Genomic DNA, 17,297 nt, shown 5'->3' with positions numbered 1-17,297 from the left:
GATCAGTGCTCCGTGGAACGTAAGGCGGAATCGTCGGCGTTGCTCTCGTTCAAACGCCACTCAATAAAGGCTTTCAGGGCCAGGGTCACCAGGGCCAGCAGGGCCAGCAGGGAGGCGACGGCAAACGCGGCGGCGAAGTTGTACTCGTTGTACAGAATCTCCACCTGCAGCGGCATGGTGTTCGTTTCGCCGCGGATATGGCCGGACACCACGGACACGGCGCCGAACTCGCCCATGGCGCGGGCGTTACACAGGATCACGCCATACAGCAAGCCCCACTTGATGTTCGGCAAGGTCACGCGACGGAAGGTGTTCCAGCCCGAGGCGCCCAGCACGATGGCGGCCTCTTCCTCTTCGCTGCCCTGCGACTGCATCAGCGGGATCAGCTCGCGCGCCACAAACGGGAAGGTGATGAAGATGGTGGCCAGCACGATGCCGGGCACGGCAAACAGGATCTTGATGTCGTGCGCCTGCAGCCACGGACCGAACCAGCCCTGGGCGCCAAACATCAGCACATAGATCAGGCCGGAAATCACGGGCGAGACGGAAAACGGCAAGTCGATCAGGGTCAGCAGGATGCTCTTGCCGCGGAAGTCGAACTTGGCGATGCACCACGAGGCAGCCACGCCGAACACCAGGTTCAGCGGCACGGCGATGGCGGCCGTGATCAGGGTCAATTTAATGGCGGAAATCGCATCCGGATCGATGATGGCCGCGATGTACGCTTCCCAGCCCTTCTTGAAGGCTTCCGCAAACACGGCTACCAGGGGCACGATGAGGAACGCCGTCAGGAACAACAAGGCGACGGTGATCAGGACCGTGCGCACCCACAGCGGTTCCAGCACGACGGGACCGACATTCGGCTCGAAACGGCGCGCCGCTTTGGGCAGCGCATCTTCCGCGCTGGCGACGGCAGTAATATTCGTACTCATGATTTCTTCGCCTTTCCGCGCGTCCATGCTTGCAGCAGGTTAATCGTCAACAACAGCAGGAAGGACACCACCAGCATCACCACGGCAATGGCCGTGGCACCCGCGTAATCGTATTGTTCCAGCTTGGTAATAATGAACAGCGGCGTGATTTCCGACACCATTGGCATATTGCCGGCGATAAAGATCACGGAGCCGTACTCGCCCGTGGCGCGGGCAAACGCCAGCGCAAAGCCCGTCAGCAAGGAGGGCAGGATGGTGGGGAAGATGACACGGATAAACGTTTGCAAGGAATTGGCGCCCAGGCTGGCGGCCGCTTCTTCCAGTTCCTTTTCCGCGTCTTCCAGCACCGGTTGCACGGTGCGCACGACGAAGGGCAAGCCGATGAAGGTCAGCGCCACCACCACGCCCAGCGGCGTGAACGCCACCTTGATGCCCAGCACGCCCTCGATGAACTGGCCAAACCAGCCGTTCGACGAATACAGGGCCGTCAGGGTGATGCCGGCCACGGCCGTCGGCAAGGCGAACGGCAAATCGACCAGCGCGTCGATGATGCGCTTGCCGGGGAATTTGTAACGCACGAGCACCCAGGCCAGGATGCCGCCGAACACCACGTTCAGCAGGGCAGCGATCAGCGAGGCGCCAAACGTCAGCCGGTACGAGGCCATCACGCGGTCGGACGTGACGGCGCTGAAGAAGGCGTCCCACGTCATGGTGAAGGTTTTCAGGAATACCGACGACAGCGGAATGAGAACGATCAGGGCCAGATAAAAGAGCGTGAAGCCCAGTGACAGCTTAAACCCCGGCATGACCCGAAACGGCGCGCCGCGCGCCTTGAGCGGCGCTGCTGATGCTGATACTGCAGACATAGAAACTCCTTCTTATTACATTTTTGAGTTATAGACTGCAATATTCACATGCAATCGTTATAAAAAGAACTAACCATTTCTCATTTGCTTAGATGGATTTTGCATACTTGGCAGCAAATGGCACGGGCGAAAAAAAACGCACCGGACAGGTGCGTTTTTGCTTCTTAGACATATTCATACCCGAGACAAATGCTGGGGTCAGACCACGAGGGGGAATGCGAAGCAACTGACCCCGTTCTTGCGGTGCAATTATTTGTTCGGCTGCGGCGTCAGGCGCAAATATGGCTTGGCAGCCGTAAAGCCCTTCGGATACTTCTGCTTGATCACGTCCGGGTCTTGCACGGTCAATGGAATGATGACGTCGTCGCCATCTTTCCAGTTGCCGGGCGTGGCCACGGTATAGCCGTCCGTCAATTGCAGGGCGTCGATGACGCGCAGGATTTCATTGAAGTTGCGGCCCGTGCTCAGCGGATACGTGAGGATCAGCCGCACTTTCTTGTTCGGGTCGATAATGAACACGGAACGCACGGTGGCCGTGACGGATTGCTCCGGGTGAATCATGTCGTACAGCACCGACACTTTCTTGTCGACGTCGGCGATGATGGGGAAGCCCACCACCGTGTTCTGCGTCTCTTCGATATCCTTGATCCAGCTCTTGTGCGACTCGGCCGCGTCCACGGACAGGGCGATGGCCTTCACGTTGCGCTTGTCGAATTCCGGCTTGAGCTTGGCCGTCAAGCCCAGTTCCGTCGTGCACACGGGGGTAAAGTCGGCCGGGTGGGAAAACAGCACCACCCAGGAATTGCCAGCCCACACGTGGAACTTGAGCGGGCCGATCGAGCTGTCTTGTTCAAAATCAGGGGCGACATCGCCCAGGCGTAAAGTCATCGTGATCTCCTTGTGAGGTTTGTGTAGCGGAATGTTCGTCGTATCAGGCTGCCTGACGGTGGCGCTTGTCGCTTTGCGCCAGATCAAACAGCGTTTGCAGCTGCGCCTGGCCGTAGACCCAGTCGCCAAGGCGCGACTCGGCGTTGATATGGCCCAGCGCACCGCCATCAATATACTTGCAATTCCAGCGCCGTGCCCACTGGGCCGCATGTTCGGCCGTCATCCACGGGTCCGTCTGGCTGGCGATCAGGATGCCGGGGCAAGGCAGGCGCTTTTGCGGCAAGGCCTTCGCCACGCCGAACTTGTCCGGATCGGCCGGTCCCACCAGCAGCACGCCGGCCACGCCCTGCGGGTCGCGGGCCAGGCTGTGCGCCGTCGTCAGGCAGCCGAAGCTGTGGGCGACGATCAGGGTCGGGCGCGCATCCTGGCGCCGCACCTGGTCCAGGCGCGCCGACCAGGTGGCCAGGTCGGGAGCGTTCCAGTCATCCTGCTCGACCCGCTCGAATTGCGGATACAGGCGCTGCCAGCGGCTTTGCCAATGCTCGGGACCGCTGTTATGCAAGCCCGGCACGATCAATACCCGGTAATCGGAAAAGCTGCGCAGCGCCATGATGTGTCCTTGCGTGATCGATTCCGGCAAGCGTTGCCGCCTGCCGGTGAAGATTACTTCGGCTGATAGATCTGGTCGAAGATGCCGCCGTCGGCAAAGTGCGCCTTCTGTGCGGCCGTCCAGCCGCCCGCCACTTGCTCGATCGTGAACAGGTTGACCTTGGCAAATTGGGACGCGTATTTCTTCGCCGCTTTGTCCGTTGCCGGACGGTAGTAGTTCTTGGCGATAATGTCTTGCGCTTCGTCCGTGTACAGGTAGTTCAGGTAAGCCTCGGCCACCTTGCGCGTACCGTGCTTGTCGGCAAATTTATCGACGACGGCGACGGGCGGCTCGGCCAGAATGCTGACGGAAGGCGTGATGATGTCGAACTTGGTCGGGCCCAGTTCCTTGACGGCCAGGTAAGCCTCGTTTTCCCAGGCGATCAGCACGTCGCCGATGCCCCGTTCGACGAACGTGGTGGTGGCGCCGCGCGCGCCGGAATCGAGCACGGGCACGTTCTTGTACAGTTTGCCCAGGAAATCCTTGGCCTTCGCTTCATTGCCGCCCGGCTGGCGCAGCGCGTAGCCCCAGGCAGCCAGGTGGTTCCAGCGGGCGCCGCCCGAGGTTTTCGGATTCGGCGTGATAACGGAGACGCCCGGCTTGATCAGGTCGTTCCAATCCTTGATGCCTTTCGGATTGCCTTTGCGCACGAGAAACACGATGGTCGAGGTGTACGGCGAGCTGTTGTGCGCCAGGCGCTTTTGCCAATCGGCCGCCAGCAGCTTGTGCTCGGCCAGCGCGTCGATGTCATAGGCCAGGGCCAAAGTGACCACGTCCGCTTCCAGGCCGTCGATGACGGCGCGCGCCTGCTTGCCGGAACCGCCGTGCGATTGCTTGATCTTGACGTTGTCGCCCGTCTTGCCTTTCCATTCCTTGGCAAATGCCGTGTTCACATCCTGGTACAGCTCGCGCGTCGGGTCATACGACACGTTGAGCAGGGTGATATCGGCAGCCTGCGCCGTTTGCAGAATGGCAAACGCGCTGATGGCGGCGGCAATGATGATTTTTTTCGACAGCATCTAAGATCCCCGTGTGGTTGAACTTTCAGAGCCACCAGATTACGGCGCAACGGCCGTAAAGAGAACGAAGCGTTTCGCCGTTTGATATACATTTTTCGCATATGGACGGCGCGCAACGGAGATAAAGCGGTTAATAGAAACGGTTAATAGAAACGGTTAAATAATACGACGGCCCACGTGGCGAAGGCCAGGATGCAGGTGAGCAGCACGGCGGCGCTGCCGAAGTCCTTGGCGTTTTTCGACAGCGGATGGCGGTCCAGCGAAATGCGGTCGACCACGGCTTCCAGCGCGGAATTGATCAGTTCGACGATCAGGACCAGCAGCAGCACGCCGATCAGCACCAGTTTTTCAAAGGCGGAGATACGCAGCAGCAAGGCGATCACGGTGCCGACGACGAACAGGCCCAGCTCCTGGCGAAACGCGTGTTCATCGCGCCAGGCCGCCTTCAAGCCATCGAGCGAGTAGAAAAAGGCGGAAAAAATCCGTTTCAAGCCACTTTTACTCTTGAATTCATTTACAGGTTGCATAGTTTTCCACGTGTCCAGCGAGTGCGATGCTCACATTATGGGGGCCGAAATAGGAATTGTGACAATTTTTTCGCTGAATATCTCGGAACATTTCACTATTTTTTCACATCATGGTATAAAGATGCATGAATACTGCATTGCACCAAATCCATCATGAAAATTGAACCGGTCGCTGCCCCGAAGACGACGATCCAGGTGATCGAACGCATGGTCGCCCTGCTCGATGCCCTGGCCAAATATTCCGACCCGGTCAGCCTGAAGGAATTGTCGAAAGTTTCCGGGCTGCACCCTTCAACGGCGCACCGCATCCTCAACGACATGGTGCTGACGCGCTTTGTCGACCGCATCGAACCGGGCACCTACCGGCTGGGCATGCGTCTGCTGGAACTGGGCAATGTGGTGAAAAGCCGCCTCAGCGTGCGCGAAGCGGCGCTGGACTTCATGCGCCAGCTGCACAAGAAAACCCAGCAAACGATCAACCTGTCCGTGCGCCAGGGCGACGAGATCGTCTACATCGACCGCGCCTTTTCCGAGCGCTCGGGCATGCAGGTGGTGCGCGCCATCGGCGGGCGCGGCCCGCTGCACCTGACCTCGACGGGCAAGCTGTTCCTGTCCGTGGACGAGCCGAAAGCCATCCGCGCCTACGCCACGCGCACGGGCCTGGCCGGGCACAACAAGAATTCCATCACGGATCTGCAAAAGCTCGAGCGCGAGCTGAGCCTGGTGCGCGAACGCGGCTATGCGCGCGACAATGAAGAGCTGGAACTGGGCGTGCGCTGCATGGCCGCCGGCATCCGCGACGACTCCGGCAAGCTGATTGCCGGCCTGTCGATCTCGGCACCGGCCGACCGCTTGCAGGATGAGTGGCTGGTGGACCTGGTCGAGACGGCGAACCAGATTTCCGTGACCTTGGGATTCATTCCCCAAGACTGAGAACGCCTGACCAAACCTGCTACGCGGCGCGCTTTGCGGCCTGCGATGCTCACCGGCTCGGCGCCCCCGTACAGAGTACGGTTGCGTTTCTTAGCCACAAATCACTACCGCTCGCTACGGTTTTGTCAGGCGTCGTAACGATAGCCTTGTGCATTAACCGCCGGGCAGACTCATGTTGGCAGGCTTGAGTGCCTCCAGCCACTTGCGCATGCGTCCTGCATCGGCCGTGCGCGACTGTTTGCCCTTGGAATCGAGGAAGACCATGATCACGGCCCGTCCTTCGATGACGGCCTGCATCATTAGACAACGTCCCGCCTCATTGATGAAACCCGTCTTTTGCAAGCCGATCTCCCAGCCGGGATTGGCGACCAGGTGATTCGTATTGCCAAACTGCATGGGCTGGCCGCTGGCTTCCACGATGGCTTTCGGGTCCGTCGAGTACTCGCGCAGCAGCGGATGGCGGAATGCGGCCATGGCCAGCTTGCCCAGGTCGCGTGCGCTGGCCACGTTCATTTTCGACAAGCCGCTGGAATCGACGTAATGCGTATCCATCATGCCCAGCTGGCGCGCCTTGCTGTTCATCGCATCGACAAACGCGGGCAAGCCGCCCGGATAATTGCGGCCCAGGGCCGAGGCAGCGCGGTTTTCCGAACTCATCAGGGCGATGTGCAGCATATTGGCGCGCGTCAACTGCGAACCCACTTTCAGGCGTGAGCTGCTGAACTTGGCGCGGTCGACGTCCTCGTCCGTGATCGTCAGCACTTCATCCATGTCCTGGTGCGCTTCGACCACCACCAGGCCCGTCATCATCTTGGTGATGGAGGCGATGGGCAAGGCGACATTGGAATTCTTTTCAAACAGCACTTCCGAATTGGCCTGGTCCAGCACCAGCGCCACGCTGGACTTCAGGTCGAGCGGATCGCGCGTGAGGTTCAGGCCCGCCAGGTCGCCCATGGTGGGCATCGGTGCCGCCATGGGCACGGCCACGCTGCTGACTTTTTGATAGATGACCTTGCGCTTGCCGCGCACCATGACGACCCGGCGCACGGTCTTTTCGCGCGGCGTGGCCGTCGCGCCCTTGCGCAGCACGACTTTGACTTTCTTGGTATTGTGTTTCTTGGAGGCTGAGGATTTGCCGTTCGCGTCCTTGGCGTGCACGGCCGCAGCCGGCGCCAGCGCAAACAGCAGGGAAGCCAGGACACCCAGCGCAAGTTTAAACTTAGCCATTCGATAATTCCCCGTGAAGCTGTTGCCTTATTGCAGTGTAGCGAAATGCAGAGCAATCGCAAGCCTATTTAACAGTTAGGACAGTATTTATTGCAGCAATGGAATACAAATCGTTGGCGATCAGCAAACAAGCTCATCCTTAACCAGCTGTTTGCCTGTGCCGATCGCGGCAATGTCTATTTGTCCATGAATTTAACAAAGCCGGCCAGCGGCTCGCGTTCCGTGCTCAGGCGGTTCTCGATCTTGTCCGGGTCGGCATAGCCGAGGGCCATGCCGCACACCACCATTTCGCTGGCCGGCACGCCCAGTTCGTCGCGGATGATGTCATGGTAATGGATGAAGGCCGCTTGCGGGCAGGTATCGAGGCCCCGCGCACGGGCCGCCAGCATGATGTTTTGCAAGAACATGCCGTAATCGAGCCAGGAACCCTGTTCCAGCACGCGTTCGATGGTGAAGATCAGGCCCACGGGCGCATCGAAAAACTGGAAATTGCGTCCGTGCTGGGCCGCCATGCCCGCCGTGTCGCCCCGCTCCAGGCCCAGCAGCTGATACAGGTCCAGGCCGATCTTGCGGCGGCGCTCGATGAATGGCGCCGTCCACTGGCGCGGGTAATAAGTATACGACGCCGTGCGCGCGGGCGCATCGGGTGCCTTGGGCGCGGCGTAGGCAGCCAGGATGCGGCGCGACAGGCGCAGGCGCGCTTCGCCCGACAGCACATACACTTTCCACGGCTGCATGTTGGCGCCCGAGGGCGCGCGCGCCGCCACTTCCAGGATGCGCGCGATGTCGTCCTGCGCCACCGGCGTGGGCAAAAAGGCGCGCACCGACCGGCGCGACACGATGACGGCGTCGACGGCTTGCTGCGCCGACGGTGTTTCAGATGCTTGCTTGTTCACTGCCCTGCTCTCCTGCTTGTTCTCGACTGACTGTCATGCGCTATTTCTTGACCACGAATACCACGCCAACCACGGCCACCAGCATGCCGGCGATGCCCAGCATATTAAAGGCTTCGCCAAACATCAGCCAGGCCATCACGGCCGTCGTGGGCGGCGTCAGGTAAAGCAAGCCCGTCACTTTCGTCGCGTCGCTGCGGCGGATCAAGGCAAACAGCAGGAAGATGGCGCCGATGGACAGCACGAGTACCGACCACAGCAGGGCGCCGATGAAGTTCGCCGTCCATTGCACATTGCTGAAATGCAGGTCCAGCCCTTCGTAATACAGGGCAAATGGCAACACCACGACGATGGAGGCGGCAAACTGCACCACCGTGCCCGTGCGCAAGTCGAACTGCGGGCAGTGGCGTTTTTGATACATGGTGCCGGCCGTCATCGACAGCAGCGCGAACACGCACAGCAGCACGCTTTCCACGGTCAGGCCCACGAGGTTGATCTTCGCGTACACCACCAACGCCACGCCCAGCAAGCCAAAGAACAGGCCCAGCCACTGGCGCGGGCGCACGGATTCGCCGATCAGGGGCGCGGCGCAGGCCGTCAGCACGGGTTGCATGCCGACGATTAGCGCAGAGAGGCCGGCCGGCATGCCCAGCTTGATGGCGCACCAGACGCCGGCCAGGTAGCCGGCCTGCATCAAAATGCCGGCCACGGCGATCTGGCGGAACTGCCCCACGGGCCACGGCGCGCGCAAGATCAGCACCAGCGGCAGCAAAATGACCAGCACGCCCAGGAAGCGCAGCAGCAAAAAGGTCAGCGGCGGCGCGTATGGCAAGCCGAACTTGGCCACGATAAAACCTGTGCTCCATAACAACACGAAGAAAGCGGGCAAGGCCATCGGCGCCACGGTGGTCAGGAAAGAAGCTTTGGGGGCTTGGCCGCTGGCGCCAGCCGCGGCGGGAAGATTGGACATGGTATCGACTCGGGAAACGGATACTCACCGGGGCGGTGCGCCGGTGCGGGAGCCAAAGTCTAGCATGCTGCGCCGCACCCGTCCTGAAAGGCGGGGAAATAATGGTTTAGGGCTAAACCATTAACACTCAGAAATCAAATATTTCTCTTTAGAAACAATGGCTTTTGACCCAAATCTATTCAATTGTTGCATCGCACAAGAATCGCTTGACTTCGTTTTTTTTAACCGTAGAATAGGGTTTGTTGCGTTGCACAATTCTTGTTCAGCTTGAAAAATTTAGATTCACCTGCTTTCCCAAACGGTACACGCAGCATCAAATTAACCAGATTTCGATTTTTTGGAGATTTATATGTTTTCAATTCCTGAGCAATTTTCGTCCGCTACCAAAGCCAACCTGGAAGCCCAATTCGCCCTGTTCTCGTCGCTGACGGGCAAGGCCTTCGAAGGCATCGAAAAGATCGTCGAACTGAACCTGACCGCTGCCAAGGCAACCCTGGAAGAATCGACCGCCGCCGCCAAGCAATTGCTGTCGGCAAAAGATCCACAAGAATTCTTCTCGCTGAGCGCCGCTCAAGCCCAGCCTAGCGCCGAAAAAGCCATCGCCTACGGCCGCCACCTGGCTGCCATCACGTCCGGCACGCAAGCTGAATTCAGCAAAGCGGCTGAATCGCAAATCGCTGAAACCAACCGCAAAGTCATTTCGCTGGTGGAAGAAGTCACCAAGAATGCCCCAGCCGGTTCGGAAAACGCTGTTGCCATCCTGAAAAGCGCCATCGGCAACGCCAATGCAGGCTACGAGCAATTCTCGAAAACCAGCAAGCAAGCCGTCGAAGCCATCGAAGCGAACCTGGCATCGGCCGTGAACCAGTTCACGCAAGCAGCTGAAAAAGTCGTGCCGCGCGCTGCCGCCAAGTAATTACCAAACGGCCGCTGCGGCGGCTGCTGTTACCAGCTCCTCCAGGCGTCCATCCCGCACTTCCCCGACGGATGCCATTATGCCCCAGCCCAGCTGGGGCATTTTTTATGCCCGCAAGCTTCCCGCACCTTCCTACTCCCCCAGATACGCGGCCTTCACGCGCGGGTCGTCCAGCATGGCGGCCGCGTTGCCGCCCATGGTGACCAGGCCGGAATCCATCACATAGCCGCGGTGCGCCGCCTGCAGGGCCAAGCGGGCATTCTGCTCGACCAGCAAGATCGTGATGCCTTCGGACGAGACCTTGCGGATCACCTCGAAGATTTTCTCGACCATGATGGGCGACAAGCCCATCGATGGCTCATCGAGCAGCAGCAGCTTCGGATGGCTCATCAGTGCCCGCGCCATGGCCAGCATCTGCTGCTCGCCGCCCGACAGCGTGCCGGCCATCTGCGCGGCCCGTTCCTTCAGGCGGGGAAACACGTCGAACCAGCGGGCGATATCCTCCTCGACGCCCCTCGCATCCGTACGCGTGTAAGCCCCCATCATCAGGTTTTCGCGGATCGACATGCGCGTAAACACGCCCCGCCCTTCCGGCACCATGGCCAGCTTTCTTTCCACCAGGTGAAACGACTTCGTGCCCTTGAGCGACTCGCCCAGGTAGCTGATCGTGCCTTCGACTTTGCATTCAGGCAAAGTGCCCGTGATGGCTTTCAAGGTCGTCGTCTTGCCGGCGCCGTTCGCGCCGATCAGGGCGATCAGCTCGCCCTCGTTCACTTCCAGGTCGATGCCTTTCACCGCCTTGATGCCGCCGTAGGCCACGTGCAGGCCCGCCACCTTCAATATATTGCTCATGCGTGCGATCCCCCCAGGTAAGCCTCGATGACGGCCTGGTTTTGTTGTATTTCGGCCGGCAAGCCTTCCGCGATGCGCTTGCCATACTCGAGCACCGTGATGCGGTCGCACAGTCCCATCATCAGTTTCACGTCGTGCTCGATCAACAGCACGGTCTTGCCTTCGGCCTTGATTTTCACCAGCAACTCGCGCAGGGCCAGCTTTTCCGTCGCGTTCATGCCGGCCGCCGGCTCGTCGAGCGCCAGCAGTTGCGGATCGGTGGCCAGCGCGCGGGCGATTTCCAGGCGCCGCTGGTCGCCATACGACAGGAAACGGGCCGTGCGGTTGGCGAACTGGGCGATGCCGACAAAATCGAGCAGCTCCATGGCCCGTCGGCGGATGGACGCCTCTTCCTCGCGCGCCGCCTTGTGGCGGAAGATGGCGCCAAACACGCCCTGGTGCGAACGCACATGGCGCCCCACCATGACGTTTTCCAGCGCCGTCATGTCGCCAAATAAACGGATGTTCTGAAAGGTGCGGGCGATGCCCGCCTTGGCCACCTTGTGCGGCGCGGACGGCGAATACGGCTTGCCGGCCAGCTCGAAGGTGCCCGTGTCGGGCTGGTACAAGCCCGTGATCACGTTGAAAAACGTCGTCTTGCCGGCGCCGTTCGGCCCGATCAAGCCGTAGATCTGGCCTTGCCGGATGGTGATGCCCACGTCGGTGAGCGCCTGCAAGCCGCCGAAACGCTTGTTCACGCCGGCGATATTGAGAATGATCTGTTCGCTCATACTATCCTCCCTTAAGCGGACACGACGCCGGTTGACTTGTTCGGCTGGTCGACGTCGTGGTCGGGCCGGTCTTCGTGCTTCGGCGATGGCCACAAGCCGGCAGGACGGTTGAGCATGATCAAGACCATGGCCAGGCCGTACAGCAGCTGGCGCAGCACTTCCGCCTCGATCACCACATGGCCGAACAGCGCCTGCTGGGCCGGTTCCACCACATGGCGCAGCACTTCCGGTATCGAGGCAAGGATCACGCCGCCGAGGATCACGCCGGGAATATGGCCGATGCCGCCCAGCACCACCATGGCCAGCACGGCAATCGATTCCGTCAAGGAAAACGATTCCGGCGAGACAAAGCCCTGGAACGAGGCAAACATGGCGCCGGCCACGCCGCCGAACGAAGCGCCCATGGAAAAGGCCAGCAGTTTGACGTTGCGCGTGTTGATGCCCATGGCCTTGGCGGCGATCTCGTCTTCGCGGATGGCCACCCAGGCGCGGCCCAGGCGCGAATGCTGCAGCCGCTTGGTGACGAACACGACGGCGATGCACAGGAACAGGAACAAAAAGTAATAGGCGTTCACGGACGGCATGGAAAAACCGCCCACCACGACGGTGCTGTTGGTGCCTGCCTCGCCCGCCAGGTTGACGCCGAAGATGCGGATGGGATCGATCAAATTGATGCCTTGCGGCCCATTCGTGAAATTGATCGGGTCGTTCAAATTGTTCATGAAGATGCGGATGATCTCGCCAAAGCCCAGGGTCACGATGGCCAGGTAGTCGCCGCGCAATTTCAGGGTGGGCGCGCCCAGCAGGGCGCCGAACAGGCCCGCCACGGCCGCGGCCAGCGGCACGATGAGCCAGATCGACAAATGGATGCCGTTTTCGCGGATTTCCGGCCCCATCAGTTGCACCAGGGTTTCGCCCAGCACCGGATATTGATTCACCACCGATTCGAGCAGGATGGCGAACTGGGGCGACGCCAGCAAGGCCGTCAGGTAGGCGCCGACGGCATAGAAGGCGATGTAGCCCAGGTCGAGCAGGCCGGCAAAGCCGACGACGATGTTCAAGCCCAGGGCCAGCATGATGTACAGCAAGGCCATGTCGATGATGCGTACCCACGAGTTGCCGAACTGGGCGGCAAAAAACGGGAACACCATCAGCAGCGCGGCCAGGCCCAGCATGCCGGCGTAGGCCTTGGCGGGATTCTTTTTTGCGTCGAAATCGAGTAGTGCCATGATTTAATCTCCCAGTTTCACATCAGGCACGGTCGGCTACGCGTTCGCCCATGATGCCGGACGGGCGCAGGGTCAGCACGATGATCAGCACGACGAAGGCAAAGATATCCTGGTAGTGGCTGCCCAGGAAACCGCCCGTGATGTCGCCGATATAGCCGGCGCCCAGGCTCTCGATAATGCCCAGCAAGATACCGCCCAGCATGGCGCCATAGATATTGCCGATGCCGCCCAGCACGGCCGCGCAAAACGCCTTCAGGCCGGGGATGGCCCCCATGGAAAACTGGATGGACGCATAGTTGGCGCCCCACATCACGCCTGCCACGGCCGCCAGCGCTGCGCCGATGGCAAAGGTGGCCACGATGACCTTGTCGGAATCGACGCCCATGAGGCCCGCCACGCGCTGGTTTTCCGCCGTGGCGCGCATGGCGCGGCCCATTTTCGTTTTTTCCACCAGCAACACCAATCCCCCCATCGACAGGGCGGCCAGGGCCAGCAGCAGCACTTGCGTTTGCGAAATCACGGCCCCCCCTATGTTGATGGGGTCGGTCGACAGCAATTGCGGGAAGGGCAAGGGATTGCGCGTCCAGATCATCATGGCAAAGGTTTGCAGCAGGATGGAGACGCCGATGGCGGTAATCAGGGGGGCGAGGCGGGGGGCGTTGCGCAGGCGGCGGTAGGCGACCCGCTCGATGATGATGTTGACCAGAATACAGATGGGAATGGCGCCGAGGATGGCGGTGGCCAGTTTCAGGTAGCCGGGCCAGTCCGGTACATAAATGCCCAGCAGCTTGAGGATGGTCAAGCCCACCATGGCGCCGATCATGAGTACGTCGCCGTGGGCGAAGTTGATCAGATTCAAGACGCCATACACCATCGTGTAACCGAGGGCGACTAAGGCATACATGCTGCCCAGCACCAAGCCGTTAATGATCTGCTGGATGAATGTATCCATGATTGCCCTATCAAATATGCATTTTTCGGGAACAACTTCCACCAGAACATGGGTCGCTGATACAAAAACGGCACCGGAGGAAGAATTCCTGCAGTGCCATCCCTGGACCGTTCTCACCAGCATGGTGCACGCACTAAAAACGGGCGCACCCTTGCTTAGTCATAACGACAACATATTCAAGCTTGAGGCAATCATAACGATCTTTTGCAAAAACTAAGCTTGGAATAAATCGATCATTTCCGAATTAAATTCGGTTTTGAGGTAACTATTTCATCGATACTCAGCAGCCATGCAGACTCAGGCGACGTCGCGCTTGATGCCATCGAGGCCTTTCGGCATCGGGAAGGTGACGGCTTCCTGCACGCCGTCGAGCGGGCGCACGCTCTTCACGCCGCACTCTTTCAAGCGGTCGATGACGGCTTGCACCAGCACCTCGGGCGCCGAGGCGCCGGCCGTCACACCCACGCGCAGCTTGCCTTCCAGCCAGGCAGGGTCGATTTGCGAGGCATTGTCGACCATGTAGGCCGGCGTCCCCATCTTGTCGGCCACTTCGCGCAGGCGGTTCGAATTCGAGCTGTTCGGGCTGCCCACGACGATCACCACTTCCACCAGCGGCGCCATGAATTTCACGGCTTCCTGGCGGTTGGTGGTGGCGTAGCAGATGTCGCCTTTTTTCGGCTCGGCGATATTCGGATATTTCTGCTTCAGGGCCTCGATAATGTCGCGAGTGTCGTCAACTGACAACGTTGTTTGCGAAACATAGGCCACGCTGTCCGGATTGGCAACCTGCAGTTTCGCCACATCATCAAGCGTTTCCACCAGGTGCATGCCCATGTCGGCCTGACCCATCGTGCCTTCCACCTCGGGATGGCCATCGTGGCCGATCATGATGATCTCGCGGCCTTCGCGGCGCATCTTGCCCACTTCCATGTGCACCTTGGTGACGAGCGGGCACGTGGCATCAAAAATGCTCAGGCCGCGCGATTCCGCCTCGGCGCGCACGGCTTTCGACACGCCATGGGCAGAAAACACGAGCGTATTGCCAGCAGGCACATCATCGAGGTCGTCGATGAAGATGGCGCCCTTGTTGCGCAAGTCCGCCACCACATAGGCGTTGTGGACGATTTCATGGCGCACGTAGATCGGTGCGCCAAATTGCTGCAAGGCGCGTTCGACGATCTCGATCGCCCGGTCGACGCCAGCGCAGAAGCCGCGGGGCTGGGCCAGTAACAGTTCTTTATCCATCGCTATTCCTTCACAGCACCGAAATGAGCTTAACTTCAAAACGCAGCGGCTGGCCAGCCAGCGGATGGTTGAAGTCGAACAGGGCCGAGTCCTCGCGCATTTCGCGCAGCACGCCGGCAAAGCGGCCGCCGCCCGGCGCGGCGAAGTCGACCAAGTCGCCGATCTTGTAGTCGGCGCCCGGCACGGAATTTTCGTCCAGGGTAGCGCGCGAAACGGACTGCACCAGCTCGGGATTGCGTTCGCCGAAGCCTTCGCCGGCAGCCAGCTCGAACGTCTGGTGCGTGCCCTCAGGCAAGCCCAGCAAGCGCTGCTCGAGGAACGGCGCCAGCTGGCCCTGTCCCAGCATCAAGGTCGCGGGATTGCCGCTGAAGGTCGTGACAATGTCAGTACCGTCAACAGTGGCAAGACGATAATGCAGGGTGAGATAAGCCGCTTCGGTGACGACTGCTGGTTGCTCGTTGGACATAGTAGTTTTCAAGTAACTGGTGCAAAACGATATTGTAAGCCACCCTGAGCCAGCGCGCCCCATGCCATCTCGGCGCGGCCATGCTTTTGTCAAAAAACATGGCCGCGCAACACATCCGGCGGCGAATCAACGAATCAGACGTTGACGTACGTCAACCCGCCCGCCGTGCTGGCATGATTGCCGAAGCCGGAGCTGTCTTCCAGGTTGCCATCGAGCTTCCAGCGCCCCACGGGCCGGTGCACGATGCCGTACTGGCCATAGTCATACACTTCCTTGGGCGTCAGCACGCGGTCGTAGAGGATGACGTCCGACAACTGCCAGGCGGGCGCACCCTGCTCCAGCGCATCCACGGTGCGGCCGATCACCAGGGGCGCGCCGATGGCCTGCACGAATGGCGTTGCCATCTTGCTGCCCTGCGACATCAGGAAATCGTCGACGTACAGGCTGATGGAACCATCATGCTTGACGGTGTAGGTGCAGCGAAACCAGCGGTTGGCGCTATCCACGTTCACGCCGTGACCATTGTTATTGAAGCCCGCGCCGGCACTGTTGCGCAGGAACAGGAACGTCTGGATATCCTGCGTCAGCAGCGTCCATCCTTTCAGGTTCGCCTGGCGCGCGACAAACGCCCCGCCCCGGCCCACCATCGTGGAAAACGCCTGCTGCCGGATGCAATACGACAGCGAAAAATCGGCGCTCTCGTAGCGCACGGATGACGGCACGGTGAGCAGGAGGCCAGGCTGGAACTGCAAGGTTTTCTTGACGCCGGAGCAAGGCGTGGGCGGCGCCTGACGGACGGCGTCGTCGCCGCGCAAGGCGTCCCAGACGGGCTTGCGTCCGTTGCTGTAGGCCGGTGTCTCCACCAGGTTCAGGCCGTCGTCCTGCATGGACTTGCCGCCGTTCCAGTCCCAATAGCATGCCAGTTGCACGCCCGTACGGCGTATGGCGCTCAGCAACGCGTGCAAGTTGTCTTGCCGTTCGGTATCTTGCAACGCCTGCTCCTGCTTTTCCGACAGGCAAAAGCTGCCAAGGTAATACGGCTTGCCCAAGGCCTTGGCCGCGCGCTGCATCACTTGCAGGTAAGCGAGCGAAGACGAGACAAAGTCGGCCGGCAGATCCGCGCTGTTGTCCAGGGCGCTGCTCACATATTCATTACCCGGAAACAGGTTTTCACAAAGGCAGTCGACCGGGGCTGGATTCATCAATGGCAGGGTTTCCGTGACGTATTGCTGCAAGGAGCCTTGACGGGGCGAAGTATGGGCAATGCCCGCGTTACCGGAAGAAATCATGCGCGCCAGGCCATCGTTATCACGCAGCAATTGCGCCGTCTCCTGGATGATTTCCCGACAAACGCTCAAGCTCATCTTCGTCACGCCCTTCAGTTCCTGCGCTGCCATCCAGGCGGCGATGCCGGCGTGGTTGCTGTAGTGCTGCGCAAAAGCCTGCGCAAAAGCACGCATGTAGCGGCGCGTTTTCGACTGCGGATTGGCCAGTGCAACGCGCGCGGCGACGGCCTGCTCGTCTTTTGTAGCGCCCGCAGGGCCCGCCTCGCCCACCAGTTGCGGCACGGCGTAGGGATTCCAGAATGGGCAGGCGATGATGCCGATGCCATTGGCCAGCGCGCAATCGAGCAGCGCCTGGATCGCGGCCCAGTATTCTGGCTTGATATTGAGTGCGGTCAGCGTGTTGTCGCTTGCGAAATCGGGCTTGCCAACGACCTCGCCCCAGTTCCAACCGCCATCCTTGCCGTTGAAAGGCGCCAGCATCACCTGGAGGTACTTGAAGCCGTTGGCCGCAAGATACGGAAAATCGGTGCTGTAATCGGGATTGTTCACGTCCGGCGTCAGCGGTGCGGAAACGCTCCAGTTGCGGTGTTCCAGATACGCGTGCGCATTGAGGCCGATGCCGCTGACCTTGCCCGTGTTGACGCCGGCGGCGTTGAACTCTTGCATGACTCCATTGA

General features: G+C 60.3%; 18 protein-coding genes. 2 read left to right on the top strand and 16 right to left on the bottom strand.

Annotated features, from left to right (window positions below; all coding sequences use genetic code 11):
• Window positions 1–2: 2 nt before the first annotated feature.
• From cysW to VPH41_RS04045, 6 genes are all read right to left on the bottom strand, one after another.
• On the bottom strand, window positions 3–932 hold the full coding sequence (gene cysW / locus VPH41_RS04070) for a sulfate ABC transporter permease subunit CysW (protein ID WP_152283348.1): 930 nt from the start codon (window positions 930–932) through the stop codon (window positions 3–5).
• A complete protein-coding gene (gene cysT, locus VPH41_RS04065) occupies window positions 929–1,798 on the bottom strand; it encodes a sulfate ABC transporter permease subunit CysT (RefSeq protein WP_152257489.1) in 870 nt (289 codons plus the stop codon). Before cysT ends, cysW begins: the two co-directional genes overlap by 4 nt.
• 249 nt (window positions 1,799–2,047) lie before the next feature.
• Window positions 2,048–2,686, bottom strand: a complete 639-nt coding sequence (locus VPH41_RS04060; protein WP_328569048.1) for a peroxiredoxin — start codon at window positions 2,684–2,686, stop codon at window positions 2,048–2,050.
• 43 nt (window positions 2,687–2,729) lie between these two features.
• A complete protein-coding gene (locus VPH41_RS04055) occupies window positions 2,730–3,296 on the bottom strand; it encodes an RBBP9/YdeN family alpha/beta hydrolase (protein WP_034747509.1) in 567 nt (188 codons plus the stop codon).
• A gap of 53 nt (window positions 3,297–3,349) precedes the next feature.
• On the bottom strand, window positions 3,350–4,354 hold the full coding sequence (locus VPH41_RS04050) for a sulfate ABC transporter substrate-binding protein (protein ID WP_152283347.1): 1,005 nt from the start codon (window positions 4,352–4,354) through the stop codon (window positions 3,350–3,352).
• 143 nt (window positions 4,355–4,497) lie between these two features.
• On the bottom strand, window positions 4,498–4,881 hold the full coding sequence (locus VPH41_RS04045; RefSeq protein WP_328569047.1) for a diacylglycerol kinase: 384 nt from the start codon (window positions 4,879–4,881) through the stop codon (window positions 4,498–4,500).
• Window positions 4,882–5,034: 153 nt separating this feature from the next.
• On the opposite strand from VPH41_RS04045, the gene VPH41_RS04040 reads away from it, so the two are divergent.
• Window positions 5,035–5,814 (top strand): IclR family transcriptional regulator, encoded by a 780-nt coding sequence (locus tag VPH41_RS04040; RefSeq protein WP_046685991.1) that lies wholly within the window; start codon window positions 5,035–5,037, stop codon window positions 5,812–5,814.
• A gap of 153 nt (window positions 5,815–5,967) precedes the next feature.
• Here the strand turns inward: VPH41_RS04040 and pbpG are convergent, their stop codons facing one another.
• The 3 genes from pbpG to VPH41_RS04025 all read right to left on the bottom strand — a co-directional run bounded on the left by pbpG (window position 5,968) and on the right by VPH41_RS04025 (window position 8,904).
• Window positions 5,968–7,041, bottom strand: a complete 1,074-nt coding sequence (gene pbpG / locus VPH41_RS04035) for a D-alanyl-D-alanine endopeptidase (RefSeq protein ID WP_328569046.1) — start codon at window positions 7,039–7,041, stop codon at window positions 5,968–5,970.
• A gap of 176 nt (window positions 7,042–7,217) precedes the next feature.
• The gene (locus tag VPH41_RS04030) at window positions 7,218–7,937 is read right to left on the bottom strand and encodes a nitroreductase (RefSeq protein ID WP_328569045.1); all 720 of its coding nucleotides are present in this window, start codon (window positions 7,935–7,937) and stop codon (window positions 7,218–7,220) included.
• Between the two features lie 40 nt (window positions 7,938–7,977).
• Window positions 7,978–8,904: a DMT family transporter gene (locus tag VPH41_RS04025; protein ID WP_152283343.1), complete on the bottom strand. Its 927-nt coding sequence runs from the start codon at window positions 8,902–8,904 to the stop codon at window positions 7,978–7,980.
• 349 nt (window positions 8,905–9,253) lie between these two features.
• Here VPH41_RS04025 and VPH41_RS04020 point away from each other — a divergent pair, with 349 nt between their 5' ends.
• Window positions 9,254–9,820 carry a phasin family protein gene (locus VPH41_RS04020; RefSeq protein ID WP_046685995.1) on the top strand — a complete coding sequence of 189 codons (567 nt, stop codon included), beginning with the start codon at window positions 9,254–9,256 and terminating at the stop codon, window positions 9,818–9,820.
• A gap of 132 nt (window positions 9,821–9,952) precedes the next feature.
• On the opposite strand, the gene VPH41_RS04015 is transcribed toward VPH41_RS04020, so the two are convergent.
• From VPH41_RS04015 to VPH41_RS03985, 7 genes are all read right to left on the bottom strand, one after another.
• The gene (locus tag VPH41_RS04015; protein ID WP_328569044.1) at window positions 9,953–10,672 is read right to left on the bottom strand and encodes an ABC transporter ATP-binding protein; all 720 of its coding nucleotides are present in this window, start codon (window positions 10,670–10,672) and stop codon (window positions 9,953–9,955) included.
• Window positions 10,669–11,442 (bottom strand): ABC transporter ATP-binding protein, encoded by a 774-nt coding sequence (locus VPH41_RS04010; RefSeq protein ID WP_152283341.1) that lies wholly within the window; start codon window positions 11,440–11,442, stop codon window positions 10,669–10,671. The genes VPH41_RS04015 and VPH41_RS04010 overlap by 4 nt, the downstream gene beginning before the upstream one ends.
• An 11-nt stretch (window positions 11,443–11,453) precedes the next feature.
• Window positions 11,454–12,671: an ABC transporter permease subunit gene (locus VPH41_RS04005; protein WP_152283340.1), complete on the bottom strand. Its 1,218-nt coding sequence runs from the start codon at window positions 12,669–12,671 to the stop codon at window positions 11,454–11,456.
• A 22-nt stretch (window positions 12,672–12,693) separates the two neighbouring features.
• Window positions 12,694–13,623, bottom strand: a complete 930-nt coding sequence (locus VPH41_RS04000) for a branched-chain amino acid ABC transporter permease (RefSeq protein ID WP_328569043.1) — start codon at window positions 13,621–13,623, stop codon at window positions 12,694–12,696.
• A 297-nt stretch (window positions 13,624–13,920) separates the two neighbouring features.
• Entirely contained in the window at window positions 13,921–14,868 is a 948-nt protein-coding gene (gene ispH / locus VPH41_RS03995) for a 4-hydroxy-3-methylbut-2-enyl diphosphate reductase (RefSeq protein ID WP_152257499.1), read from the bottom strand.
• Window positions 14,869–14,878: 10 nt separating this feature from the next.
• A complete protein-coding gene (locus tag VPH41_RS03990) occupies window positions 14,879–15,334 on the bottom strand; it encodes an FKBP-type peptidyl-prolyl cis-trans isomerase (protein ID WP_070224501.1) in 456 nt (151 codons plus the stop codon).
• A 134-nt stretch (window positions 15,335–15,468) separates the two neighbouring features.
• On the bottom strand, window positions 15,469–17,286 hold the full coding sequence (locus tag VPH41_RS03985; RefSeq protein ID WP_328569042.1) for a LamG-like jellyroll fold domain-containing protein: 1,818 nt from the start codon (window positions 17,284–17,286) through the stop codon (window positions 15,469–15,471).
• Between the last annotated feature and the right edge of the window lie 11 nt (window positions 17,287–17,297).

Source organism: Janthinobacterium sp. P210006 (assembly GCF_036231885.1).
Taxonomy (GTDB): Bacteria; Pseudomonadota; Gammaproteobacteria; order Burkholderiales; family Burkholderiaceae_D; genus Janthinobacterium; species Janthinobacterium violaceinigrum.
Note: the sequence above shows the minus strand (reverse complement) of the source record. Positions and strands in the feature narration are given on the sequence as shown.

Bases quoted from the DNA above. Each gene is read 5' to 3' on its own strand.
- cysW (WP_152283348.1), bottom strand. From the start codon at position 932: ATGAGTACGAATATTACTGCCGTCGCCAGCGCGGAAGATGCGCTGCCC.
- cysT (WP_152257489.1), bottom strand. From the start codon at position 1,798: ATGTCTGCAGTATCAGCATCAGCAGCGCCGCTCAAGGCGCGCGGCGCG.
- VPH41_RS04060 (WP_328569048.1), bottom strand. From the start codon at position 2,686: ATGACTTTACGCCTGGGCGATGTCGCCCCTGATTTTGAACAAGACAGC.
- VPH41_RS04055 (WP_034747509.1), bottom strand. From the start codon at position 3,296: ATGGCGCTGCGCAGCTTTTCCGATTACCGGGTATTGATCGTGCCGGGC.
- VPH41_RS04050 (WP_152283347.1), bottom strand. From the start codon at position 4,354: ATGCTGTCGAAAAAAATCATCATTGCCGCCGCCATCAGCGCGTTTGCC.
- VPH41_RS04045 (WP_328569047.1), bottom strand. From the start codon at position 4,881: ATGCAACCTGTAAATGAATTCAAGAGTAAAAGTGGCTTGAAACGGATT.
- VPH41_RS04040 (WP_046685991.1), top strand. From the start codon at position 5,035: ATGAAAATTGAACCGGTCGCTGCCCCGAAGACGACGATCCAGGTGATC.
- pbpG (WP_328569046.1), bottom strand. From the start codon at position 7,041: ATGGCTAAGTTTAAACTTGCGCTGGGTGTCCTGGCTTCCCTGCTGTTT.
- VPH41_RS04025 (WP_152283343.1), bottom strand. From the start codon at position 8,904: ATGTCCAATCTTCCCGCCGCGGCTGGCGCCAGCGGCCAAGCCCCCAAA.
- VPH41_RS04020 (WP_046685995.1), top strand. From the start codon at position 9,254: ATGTTTTCAATTCCTGAGCAATTTTCGTCCGCTACCAAAGCCAACCTG.
- VPH41_RS04015 (WP_328569044.1), bottom strand. From the start codon at position 10,672: ATGAGCAATATATTGAAGGTGGCGGGCCTGCACGTGGCCTACGGCGGC.
- VPH41_RS04010 (WP_152283341.1), bottom strand. From the start codon at position 11,442: ATGAGCGAACAGATCATTCTCAATATCGCCGGCGTGAACAAGCGTTTC.
- VPH41_RS04005 (WP_152283340.1), bottom strand. From the start codon at position 12,671: ATGGCACTACTCGATTTCGACGCAAAAAAGAATCCCGCCAAGGCCTAC.
- VPH41_RS04000 (WP_328569043.1), bottom strand. From the start codon at position 13,623: ATGGATACATTCATCCAGCAGATCATTAACGGCTTGGTGCTGGGCAGC.
- ispH (WP_152257499.1), bottom strand. From the start codon at position 14,868: ATGGATAAAGAACTGTTACTGGCCCAGCCCCGCGGCTTCTGCGCTGGC.
- VPH41_RS03990 (WP_070224501.1), bottom strand. From the start codon at position 15,334: ATGTCCAACGAGCAACCAGCAGTCGTCACCGAAGCGGCTTATCTCACC.
- VPH41_RS03985 (WP_328569042.1), bottom strand. From the start codon at position 17,286: ATGCAAGAGTTCAACGCCGCCGGCGTCAACACGGGCAAGGTCAGCGGC.